This window comes from Catenibacterium sp. RTP21428st1_D7_RTP21428_210409, assembly GCF_040227455.1.
GTDB classification, from domain to species: domain Bacteria; phylum Bacillota_I; class Bacilli_A; order Erysipelotrichales; family Coprobacillaceae; genus Catenibacterium; species Catenibacterium mitsuoka_A.
Genome location: NZ_JBEHVX010000084.1, coordinates 1 through 10,414 on the forward strand (window position 1 = coordinate 1; position 10,414 = coordinate 10,414).

Annotated in this window: 13 protein-coding genes; 9 read left to right on the plus strand and 4 right to left on the minus strand. The window is 30.6% G+C overall.

The window, feature by feature from the left end; translation table 11 throughout:
• Window positions 1–69 precede the first annotated feature (69 nt).
• Window positions 70–606: a TetR/AcrR family transcriptional regulator gene (locus ABUA27_RS10475; protein ID WP_349820670.1), complete on the minus strand. Its 537-nt coding sequence runs from the start codon at window positions 604–606 to the stop codon at window positions 70–72.
• A gap of 130 nt (window positions 607–736) precedes the next feature.
• On the opposite strand from ABUA27_RS10475, the gene ABUA27_RS10480 reads away from it, so the two are divergent.
• Complete coding sequence (locus ABUA27_RS10480; protein ID WP_129981471.1) at window positions 737–1,171, plus strand: HD domain-containing protein; 435 nt, start codon at window positions 737–739, stop codon at window positions 1,169–1,171.
• Between the two features lie 96 nt (window positions 1,172–1,267).
• On the opposite strand, the gene ABUA27_RS10485 is transcribed toward ABUA27_RS10480, so the two are convergent.
• Genes ABUA27_RS10485 through ABUA27_RS10495 form a run of 3 tightly spaced genes read right to left on the minus strand, consistent with a single transcriptional unit; the run spans window position 1,268 to window position 3,191 of the window.
• Complete coding sequence (locus tag ABUA27_RS10485) at window positions 1,268–1,666, minus strand: GHKL domain-containing protein (protein WP_129981470.1); 399 nt, start codon at window positions 1,664–1,666, stop codon at window positions 1,268–1,270.
• Entirely contained in the window at window positions 1,663–2,502 is an 840-nt protein-coding gene (locus ABUA27_RS10490) for a hypothetical protein (protein WP_129981469.1), read from the minus strand. The genes ABUA27_RS10485 and ABUA27_RS10490 overlap by 4 nt, the downstream gene beginning before the upstream one ends.
• Complete coding sequence (locus ABUA27_RS10495; protein ID WP_349820671.1) at window positions 2,502–3,191, minus strand: LytR/AlgR family response regulator transcription factor; 690 nt, start codon at window positions 3,189–3,191, stop codon at window positions 2,502–2,504. The genes ABUA27_RS10490 and ABUA27_RS10495 overlap by 1 nt, the downstream gene beginning before the upstream one ends.
• Window positions 3,192–4,059: 868 nt before the next feature.
• Between ABUA27_RS10495 and ABUA27_RS10500 the strand changes: the two genes are divergently transcribed.
• From ABUA27_RS10500 to ABUA27_RS10535, 8 genes are all read left to right on the plus strand, one after another.
• Complete coding sequence (locus ABUA27_RS10500; RefSeq protein ID WP_349820672.1) at window positions 4,060–4,344, plus strand: hypothetical protein; 285 nt, start codon at window positions 4,060–4,062, stop codon at window positions 4,342–4,344.
• Between the two features lie 28 nt (window positions 4,345–4,372).
• Window positions 4,373–4,780, plus strand: a complete 408-nt coding sequence (locus ABUA27_RS10505; RefSeq protein WP_349820673.1) for a hypothetical protein — start codon at window positions 4,373–4,375, stop codon at window positions 4,778–4,780.
• Window positions 4,764–5,252, plus strand: coding sequence for a hypothetical protein (locus ABUA27_RS10510; protein ID WP_349820674.1), 489 nt, complete (start codon window positions 4,764–4,766; stop codon window positions 5,250–5,252). Before ABUA27_RS10505 ends, ABUA27_RS10510 begins: the two co-directional genes overlap by 17 nt.
• A gap of 12 nt (window positions 5,253–5,264) precedes the next feature.
• Entirely contained in the window at window positions 5,265–5,870 is a 606-nt protein-coding gene (locus ABUA27_RS10515) for an ABC transporter ATP-binding protein (protein WP_349820675.1), read from the plus strand.
• Complete coding sequence (locus tag ABUA27_RS10520; RefSeq protein ID WP_349820676.1) at window positions 5,857–6,342, plus strand: hypothetical protein; 486 nt, start codon at window positions 5,857–5,859, stop codon at window positions 6,340–6,342. The genes ABUA27_RS10515 and ABUA27_RS10520 overlap by 14 nt, the downstream gene beginning before the upstream one ends.
• A 37-nt stretch (window positions 6,343–6,379) precedes the next feature.
• Window positions 6,380–7,129 (plus strand): HAD-IIB family hydrolase, encoded by a 750-nt coding sequence (locus ABUA27_RS10525; RefSeq protein ID WP_349820677.1) that lies wholly within the window; start codon window positions 6,380–6,382, stop codon window positions 7,127–7,129.
• Window positions 7,126–8,136, plus strand: a complete 1,011-nt coding sequence (locus tag ABUA27_RS10530; RefSeq protein ID WP_349820678.1) for a helix-turn-helix transcriptional regulator — start codon at window positions 7,126–7,128, stop codon at window positions 8,134–8,136. Before ABUA27_RS10525 ends, ABUA27_RS10530 begins: the two co-directional genes overlap by 4 nt.
• Window positions 8,137–8,256: 120 nt before the next feature.
• On the plus strand, window positions 8,257–10,197 hold the full coding sequence (locus ABUA27_RS10535; protein ID WP_349820679.1) for an oxidoreductase: 1,941 nt from the start codon (window positions 8,257–8,259) through the stop codon (window positions 10,195–10,197).
• Window positions 10,198–10,414 lie beyond the last annotated feature (217 nt).

Consider the following 10,414-nt stretch of genomic DNA (forward strand, 5'->3'; position numbering starts at 1 on the left):
GAATAAAGGACGATTAAATCACATTTTCGATTTAATCGTCCTTTTTAGGTACACTATATAATTTGGCGCTTACGTTAGAAGACTAGATAATTCTTCTATAGAATAATCATAACTGTTTGTAAACCAATTCATATATACAGATATAATACCAGGAATACACAAATCAACTGCTACTTTAAATCTTTTTTGATCTAGTGTTTCTGTTTCTTCAATACGCTGTTGTACATATTTTCTAAGAATATCTACAGTCTTTACAATAAGAAAAGAACGGTTATTTGTATTAAAAAGTAAACTATAGAATTCTAGATCATGATTTACTGTTTCTGTAAACTTAATAAAGATTTCAGTTAAGAAATCAGCCATATTAGTAAACTCGACTGTACCAATGTTTTTGATAAAAGCTGCGACTACTAGATTTTCTATTTCTTCCATGACATCATTGATATCTGAATAGTAATTATAAAATGTTTTACGGTTAATATTGGCTCTTTTCGCAACATCTGTAATTGTGATTTGATTTATATCTTTTTCATTTAACAGCTCTACAAAAGCTTTAAATATTGCATGCTTTGTCTTGACAACTCGTCTATCTGTCTTTTTCTCCATTCTTATTACCCATTTTCTATACAATATGTATCTTTAGCAACATTTCTATTGTGTTTTGACCATATATTGTTTCAATTATTTATATTATAATACAGCCAGATTGCTGGTTTCAACAAGAGGGGATATATAAATGACATATATTATTCAAAAAAAATTACGTTATTTAGAAAATGCTGGTCGCTTAAATGAAACTAAGAACTATATTCAACACGGTTCTATTTCTGTCTATGCACATTGTGTCAATGTAGCACGTATGAGTGTCAGAATAGCTAAATGGCTCCCAATACAGGTTAATATGGATGCTTTAGTCATTGGTGCATTACTTCATGATTATTTCTTATATGATTGGCATGATGGAAAAGGAAGACATTTTCATGGCTTTACTCATCCAGAATGCGCTTTTAGAAATGCAGAAAAGGATTATACACTCTCACCACGAGTTAAAAATATTATAATTAGACATATGTTTCCTTTGACTCCTGTTCCTCCTACATGTACTGAAGCATGGATAGTATGTATTGCAGATAAGATTTGTGCCATAGAAGAGACATTGTTTAGAAGATGAGCTAGAATTTCTAGCTTTTTTTAAATCGAAGTGAAAAGTCGCTTACTGGTTATATGTATCATATAGGATTGTAGTGGTTGCCAATATAGCTTTATTTTAGCTTTTTATTTTGATTTGAACACTAAAATAACGATATGAGTAATCATAGGTGATCTCTCCATGATACTTATTGACTATATTCATAATAGAACGCATTCCAAACCCATGACCACAATCTTCTTTAGTTGTATTGAAGTTTGGGTTATCTACAAGAGGATTATTGATACTGGTATTCTTAATATCAATAACGAAATCATTACTCTCTTTATAAATATCAAGAATAATCTTCTTAATAGACTTTGATGTACAATTCTCAATCGCATTATCTAATAGATTACCTAGTAATACATAGAAATCTACTTTATCCATAGGGATATCATCATCAAATTGACTGGCAATAAATTCAATATTCTTACCTTTAATCTTAGATAATTGAGAAGCTAATATAAGATTCAAAGATGCATTCCCTGTATCCACTGTTTGTGTTTCGTTGATTCTACGTAATTGGTTATTAATATGATTATGAAGTGATTCATAATCTTTTTTTCACAATCTTCCAGTAATGACAACAACATATGATTCATATCGTGCTTGATCTTTCTGATTTCATTCATATGAGTAATGATATTTTCATAATTTTTCTTATTGAATTTCAGTTCCTCATTGTTTAATTTTACTAGATAATTCTCTTTTTCTATATTTAGTATTCTATTAACCATCTGGTAGATCAACATCACAAGAATAGTAATCAATACAATTTCTATAGAACTTTCAAGGGGAAGAGAACCTTTTTTGAAAATAGTAATAAGATAGGACAGATAGATAAGTGTTAATACAGAATGGATACCAAGATAGAAGGCGGTATATTCTTTAATACGCAGTAAATAATTCTTAAATAAATGTCCTGTAAGAAGTAAAAATACACATAAAAGGATATCTGAACCATAGATTGTATCATGAATAGGTAAAACTAGATCATATATGAAAATATTGATGCCCCATGCCACAAGAACATAGGTAAGAACCTTTAGAAATATGAAATAGAGAGATATAAATAAACATTCTAGAACACTGTCCTGCTTAAACAGAATGAGGCATAAACCTAATATACATAGACTCATAAGTCCATTATGTATGAACATAGAAGAAATAATAGAAACAGATGATAATAATAGTACAGAACCAATAAACTTGATTAAATTCTCTTTAATGCTGATAGAATAGACATAATAGAAGAATGACAACACCATCAAAGATAATGCGATGAAACTTATATTATTTGTTTCTAACATCAATGATGCACCTCCTTCATATACTCTAATACAAGCTTTTTCTTTCTTCTGCTTATTGGTATCTGGTAATGCTCACTTATATATAATGTTGTACCTTCTAGCTTAGTCGCCTTTTTCATATTTGCGAGATAAGAACGTTCAACTCTTTTGAAATGATTTGAATCAATCGTCTTTTCTACATCACCTAGCTGCATATTGACAGTAATAGAAGATGTATCAAAATGTATTTCTGTTTGATGATTGAAGCTTTCACAATAAAGAATAGACTCTTTTCTTAATATATAGGCATTTCCATTGATATAGAATGTCACGCTTGGATGTAAATGAGACAAATGATAGTTGATTTCTTCTAATACATCAGGCATTTCTATATCTAGATTCTCTTTTCTAATAAAGTCAAAAGGATGAATATTACATGCTTTATAAACCAGTTCATTATGACTGGTAATAAAGATAATTAACGTATTTTGATGTCTTTTTTTATACTCTTTCGCAAGTTCTAATCCTGAAACATGAGGCATATCGATATCAAGAAATAAGACATCAAAATATATATCTATAGGAAACTGTAAAGCATTCATATATGTATTAACCTCTATATCTGTAGATGAGAAGAAATCACTTATATGATGACAAACATGTTTTAAGTCATCTTCTTCATCATCTACAACCGCAATTCTATATGCCATAGATTCCATCTCCTTATCATTGACGCTTTCAAATAGACCATTAACGATCACACAATTGAATATATATTATGTATTATTTAAAATGAAATAAACAAAAGAACTATTAAATATATTCTAACATATTAAGGAGATAATTTATGAAACAATTCTTCTATTTGAATACCCACAAACCACAGGTATGCTATAAACACATTTTTAATAAGATCCTCTTAAACAGCAATAATTTAGAACAGATAAAGATTAAAAGGACTGTCTCCTGCATATTATGGTTATTCAAATTGATATTTAGTAGATTATTATATAATTTTATTGATATAGGTTTCAAATTAGATATAATTCTGTTTGTAAAACAAGTTTACTATTTATAGGTAGAAAGAGGCGATTTCTATTATCCAATTTTTATTGAGTATATAAATAATGATAATATTGAAACTAAATCAGAAGCATATAAAAAGATAATGTCGAAATTTCTTAATAGTACTAAGAATAATACTAATAAACGGTTATCTGAACATTTTATGTCACCAGTAATTATACAAGACATTATTCAATATTTATGTATATGTAAAGATAAAATTTCTGAACTTCAAAATATTATTAATAAAGAACTCTTTATTTAATTACCCATAATCAACAGGTAAATCCAATTATTGAAATCATTTTTTATATATAAATGCCAACATAATTGAAACTGTCATTTCATATTTTGATAATTGCCTGTGGAATATGGGTATTCAAATTCTTCTACTTATTTAAATCCAAAAAGAAACTTCTCTTATTTTCTATTTATTTCATTGTAGTTATTGTAGGAATATTCATCAGTTATAAAGGAGCTTATGCATCTATCCCTAATAATGAAATGATACTCATGAAATCAAAGGATCCTGAAATGGGTTTAGACTTCTTCTATTACTTACAGGATTCAGGACTTACACTTATATTATATGTCCTTACTACTCTCATTCTTCCTAATATCATTAGTGCTGATTTCTTATTATATGAGCATAATAAATTCAATCATTTTCTGATAACACGTATGTCTTCTTCTCTTTATCATAAAAAAAGAAAGACGATTCAATTTCCTTGCGACATTCATTCTTATTCTTATGACTCATTTACTTACAATACTAATCATTCATCTTTTCTTTTTTAAGATATCTTTTTCTATTAATCCAATCTATATGAACGCGACAAGACAGACTAATCTATTATCTTGTTCATTACTTCTTAATCTTATTATCTATATGATTCTTTCATCATTTGGTTATGCAATCTTTTCTCATTTCTTGTTCTCATTACAGTATTTTATTAAGAATGTTTATCTCTATAGAACGCTTGGACTACTTGTATCTCTTATTCTTTATATTGGTGCGTCAGTTTTATCTCATACATTCTATAATACATCAGGAAGCTTGACTGCCACATTGGCTTATTTCCTTAATATCATTAATATTCTCACTCCAAGCATTATTAAAAGTCCTGTTTTAAATAACAATCCTCATCTCTTCTATATTGGTACGACATTACTCTATTATCTTTTGTCATCTATTCTTTTTGGAATGAGGGATTATCATGACTCCACTACTTAAGCTTATTAAGAAACAGGACACTATTTCACTTATTATTTTGATTCTTCTTATTCCTGTAGTCACTAGATTAAGTAAAAGAGTAAACTTCATCTATATTCTCCTTACAAGTAACTATGTTACCTTGATTTTGAATATTACTTATCTAGTGATTATGTATAAGAAGGTGATGGTCATCAATGGGATTAATCATACTTTGATTTTGCGTCAAGGCTATAAGAATACAAAACATAATATCTATGCCTTTATGATCTTGACTACACTTCTTTTCTTAGCTATTCTCTATGGCTTCTTATTTCTTGTATATGGTATCTCTCAAATGAGTATCAAGCGACTATTGATGTTAGTTATTTATACATTGTTATTTCTATTTGAGATATCCATTATTTACTTGCAGTTCAATAGAAAATCAAATATTCTCTATATCGCTTTACCTATCATTATCAATCTTGCTTATCATTACATGTTCTTCTAGGAGGAAATAAAGATGTTGAAAGTCAATCATATTAAAAAGAGCTTTAAACAAAACACTGTATTAGAAGATATCAATCTAGAAATAAATAAAGCAGAATGTCTCTATATACATGGAAAGAATGGATGTGGTAAATCTACACTCTTTAAGATCATCTGCGATATTATTCAAACTGATTCAGGCACTATTAAAAAGAAGCCTGATACATATATAGGTGCATTTATAGAAAATCCAGGATTTATTGAAAATGAAACTTTAAGATTCAATCTTGAGTTTCTTGCTTCTATCAATCATAACTATAATGAAGAAAGAATAAGAGAACTATGTCATATGTACTCATTAGATTATGATAGTTCTTCCACACTTAAGAATTATTCTGTAGGTATGAGACAAAAAGCAGGTATTATTCAAGCAGTGATGGAAGATCAGAACCTTATTTTCTTTGATGAACCAACAAGAGGCTTGGATGAAGAGAGTATTATCGTATTTGAGAATATGGTCAATACACTAGTAGAAAGTGGTAAAAGTATAGTGATTGCATCACATGACCGCTTAGCACGTGTAAACTATACGCATACCTATTTACTAGAAGAGGGGAAGCTTCAAAGTGAAGACTATTAAGCACTATGTTTCTCTCTTCATTCTTTTTCTTATATGTAAAGAAGTATTTCATATCAACTTTATTGATTATGCAGATATCAAATATTTCTTTCCTCAAAGACCTATTTATATTGTTTTTTCACTTCTAGTTAATTACTTGTATTTAAAAATAGTATTTGACTGTATCTTCCAGTATATAGAAATAGATATATTCTCAATCATCAGAATGGGAAGAAAGAAGTATCATACAATGATGTTCAAAAGAATAGTATATACACTTGTTGTATTTGTTTTGTTTTCTATTCTCACTGATTTCTTCTTCTATGATATTTGTATCTTAGGACTTATAGGAACAGTCTTCATTGAAATAGTTGTAGGACTATGTATGTCTTTATTCTATAAAAGATTAGGAACGCATACGTTCATGATTGCATTCATACTTATCACGTTTACTAAATATCTCATTACTTTGGCTTCAGGAATTATGTCTTGAAGCCTTTTGTGTTATTATAGTCTCTAGGAGGTGTTCTATGAAACTCATATTTTGTGATATGGATGGTTCATTACTGAATCACTATAAAAAAATCTTACCACGAACACTAGAAACACTCATCAAACTACAAGAGAAGGGAATAGGTGTGATTCTCTCTAGTGGTAGACATATTAATAGTCTAAAGAAGTATGGCAATATGCTTCATTTTGAAAAATTTCCAATGAGTGGCTATTCCTGCATCAATGGCCAAAGCTATCATGATCATTTAGGTAATAAGATATTTGAACATGAACGTTTAAACTATGACGATTATCTAAAAATAAGAAAATATGCGAAAGATCATCATTATGGCTTTATCGTATATATAAAGAATAAAAGAATCATGTTTCACTATAACGAATCATTACTTGTTCGATTACTACATCTTCATAAACCAATACACGTTGATACAATCTTTGATAAGTTTGTCTTTTATGGATGTCCTTCTTTTGACACACAAGGATTAGATTATACATGTTCTTTAGTTGATCCTTATTGGCTTGAAATAGGACCAAAAGGTGTGGATAAAGGAACAATGTTAGAAAGAATTGCAGAGTATCACCACATAGATTTAAATGATACAATTGCTTTTGGAAATGGTGAAAATGATCTTCCTATGCTTATTAAAGCGGGAACAGGTGTCGCAATGGGTAATGCATTTAAACATGTGAAAGAACAATCCGATGCAGTATGTGATGATTGTGATTGTGATGGAATAGGTAAATATCTGGAGGAATTACTATTATGATGAATATGACAAGTTATTATGATTTTTCAGGACAGAAGTTTGGTTATCCTCTCTCTTTAAGTATCAACAGTTTTGATCGTCATATCTTTTCTAGACAAAATAGTTTAGAGCTCTCTTATGTCTTGCAGGGAGAATATCAGATAGTGACAGAGAAGTTTACTTCTAAGTTATCTAAAGGTGAACTTGTGATGATTGCCCCTGGAGATATACATTTAATTTCTCATAAGAAAGATGGAGTGATTCTTACAATACATATAGATTTTGATCGTATGACTTCTGCCATGAGTGGGAATAGTAATGAGGCTTTTTCTACAATGATTGTCACAAATCAGGCCTATGATCAATTAAAAAATAAGATATCAGGAATCCTCAAACTTATTAGACAGGAAAACTATAACCTATATACTTTGAATGCCTATATGATGGATATTCTCTCTATTGCTTCTCAGGTCTCATTCTCTATGTCTTCTTTACCTTTACAGGATGAAGCCCATAAGAACTATATGCAGGCTATTTTATATATAGACTCATACTATAATGAAAATCTTACTTTAGGTGATGTGGCAGATACACTTTCATTTAGCTTAAGTTATACGTCTAAACTCTTTAAGAAGTTTACTGGTATTACTTTTATTAAATACTTAAACAGTGTACGTATTCGTGCTTCTCTAGAAGATCTGTTAGAAGGAATAAAGAATATATCAGAGATATCAGATGAATGTGGTATGCCTAATTCTAAGGCTTATACAGAAGCGTTTAAAGAGATCTATGGTATATCACCTAGCAATTATAGAAAACGTTTTAAGAAGAATTTTGCGCCTACTGTAGAAAAAGAAATGAAACTTCATGACTTTGATAGTATACTAGAAGACTTTATTAATGAAGAAGAAACAGTCTATGAAGATGAAAAGTGTAAGATTACTTTAAATGCAGAACATATTAAACTAGAAACAGAAGAAGAAATTAAAATATCAAACAAAGGTAAGCGTATACAAATTGTTTTATAACAGTCATATATTGTCTTCTTATAACTACAAGAAGGCAAAATATGACTGTTTTTATATATGCGCATGATTTTTTATTCACAAGAGGAGTGTTATAATGGTGACGAAAGAGAGGATATATCAATGAAGGAATTTTCACATTTATTTTCACCTATTAAAGTCGGTGAAACAGTCGTAAAAAACAGAGTTTTTATGCCTCCTATCAGTACAAACTTAGCTGATAAAGGTTATGTAACTGATGCGCTTGTTGCACATTATGCAGCACGTGCAAAGGGTGGTGTTGGTTTAATCGTTACTGAAGTCACTACCGTAGAACCAACATATATCTATTTACCAGGAGATATGTCTATTCATGATGATAGCTTTATTCCTGGATGGAAAAAATTAACTGAAGCTGTACATCAGTATGATTGTAAGATCTTACCACAGTTATTCCACCCAGCTTATATGGCTTTCCCAATTCCTGGTACACCAAGATTAATCGCACCAAGTAATGTAGGACCATATTATGCAAAAGAAGCACCACGTTCAGTTACTAAAGAAGAATTAAAGGTTATTATTAAACAGTTTGGTGAAGCAGCTTTAAGAGTAAAGACTGCAGGAGCTGATGGTGTTGAAATCCATGCAGCACATGCGCATGGTTTATTAGGTGGTTTCTTATCTCCTTTATATAATAAGAGAACAGATGAATACGGAGGAGATATCTCTTGTAGATTAAGACTTACTTTAGAAGTCATTGAAGAAGTACGTAAGATGTGTGGTAAGGACTTTATCATTGATGTACGTATTTCTGGTGATGAATATACTGATGGTGGTTTAAACATCAATGATATGATCTATGTTTCTAAGACATTAGAAAAAGCAGGTGTTGATATGCTTCATGTTTCTGGTGGTACAACTATTGCGAGAGGAAGTTCTATTCCAGCACCAGGTACTAAGATGGGTTCACATGCTTTATTAAGTGAAGAAATCAAGAAGCATGTATCTATTCCAGTGGCAACAGTAGGACGTATTACTGAACCTTGGATTGCAGATGAACTTATTGCGAATGATAAAGCAGATATCTGTATGATGGGTCGTGCTAACTTATGTGATGCAGAATTTGTGAACAAAGCAATGGATGGTCATGTAGAAGATATTAGACCATGTATTGGATGTTTACGCTGTTTAACAGGCATCATGTTTGGTAAACGTGTATCTTGTACAATCAATCCATCATTAGAAATTGAAAATGAAGATACTATTACAGAAGCTAAAGAAAAGAAGAACATTCTTGTGATTGGTAGTGGACCAGCAGGTATGGAAGCTGCATTCGTGGCTCATAAGAGAGGTCATCATGTTGTATTATGCGAAAAGGATGATAAGTTAGGTGGAGAAATGAACTTAGCTGCAGTTCCTATCGCAAAACAGGATTTAACACTCGTTATCAAGTATATGGCTCATAAACTTGAAGGTGTGGATGTAAGATTAAATACAGAAGTGACATTAGAAATGTTAAAGAATGAGTTTAAGGATTATGAAGTTATTGCAGGTACTGGTGCATCTCCAATCGTTATTAATCCATTTACTCAGTTTAAATCATGGATGACAGCTGATGATGTACTTGCTGGTAGAGCGTTCCCAGGTCGTAAGATCGTTATTATTGGTGGTGGATCAGTAGGATGTGAAACAGCTGATTACTTAGCACCATTAATTAATGACTTATTCCCTAGAAATAGAGATGTCACTATTTTAGAAATGGCAGACGGAGTCATGATGAATGAATCAGGACCAGGCAGAAGCTTACTTGTAAGAAGAATGATGGAAAAAGGTGTCAAAATCATTACAAGTGCTAAGGTAGATTCAGTGACTGAAACTGAAATCAACTATACACAAGACGATGTGACTCATACTATTAAGGATGCAGATACACTTATCTTTGCGGCTGGTTATAAGAAGAACCCAGCAGTAGAAGAAATGTTGGAAGAAAGTGGTCTTAACTACCATATGATTGGCGATGCCCATGAAATTGGAAATATTAAGACAGCTATTACAGAAGCATATAACCTAACAAAAGATCTATAAGACAAAGACCCTCTCGTTTGAGAGGGTTTTTATTATTTGTGATATACAAATGTTTTAATGATTGTTTGTAGTTCTTGTTTAGATTCCTTCTTATCACCATTGAGCCATCCCATCATGATATAGTGGAGGGGTGTTAAGAGAGAAAGTGTGAAACAAAAATCAATCAAAACGTATAAAAAAAGACAAACTTAAAAACAAGTTTGAATAATTTAGAAAA

Excerpts from the sequence above, each read along its gene's own strand:
- ABUA27_RS10490 (WP_129981469.1), bottom strand. The coding sequence starts at position 2,502 with ATGTTAGAAACAAATAATATAAGTTTCATCGCATTATCTTTGATGGTG.
- ABUA27_RS10525 (WP_349820677.1), top strand. The coding sequence starts at position 6,380 with ATGAAACTCATATTTTGTGATATGGATGGTTCATTACTGAATCACTAT.
- ABUA27_RS10475 (WP_349820670.1), bottom strand. The coding sequence starts at position 606 with ATGGAGAAAAAGACAGATAGACGAGTTGTCAAGACAAAGCATGCAATA.
- ABUA27_RS10505 (WP_349820673.1), top strand. The coding sequence starts at position 4,373 with ATGAACGCGACAAGACAGACTAATCTATTATCTTGTTCATTACTTCTT.
- ABUA27_RS10480 (WP_129981471.1), top strand. The coding sequence starts at position 737 with ATGACATATATTATTCAAAAAAAATTACGTTATTTAGAAAATGCTGGT.
- ABUA27_RS10495 (WP_349820671.1), bottom strand. The coding sequence starts at position 3,191 with ATGGCATATAGAATTGCGGTTGTAGATGATGAAGAAGATGACTTAAAA.
- ABUA27_RS10535 (WP_349820679.1), top strand. The coding sequence starts at position 8,257 with ATGAAGGAATTTTCACATTTATTTTCACCTATTAAAGTCGGTGAAACA.
- ABUA27_RS10500 (WP_349820672.1), top strand. The coding sequence starts at position 4,060 with ATGAAATCAAAGGATCCTGAAATGGGTTTAGACTTCTTCTATTACTTA.
- ABUA27_RS10510 (WP_349820674.1), top strand. The coding sequence starts at position 4,764 with ATGACTCCACTACTTAAGCTTATTAAGAAACAGGACACTATTTCACTT.
- ABUA27_RS10515 (WP_349820675.1), top strand. The coding sequence starts at position 5,265 with ATGTTGAAAGTCAATCATATTAAAAAGAGCTTTAAACAAAACACTGTA.
- ABUA27_RS10530 (WP_349820678.1), top strand. The coding sequence starts at position 7,126 with ATGATGAATATGACAAGTTATTATGATTTTTCAGGACAGAAGTTTGGT.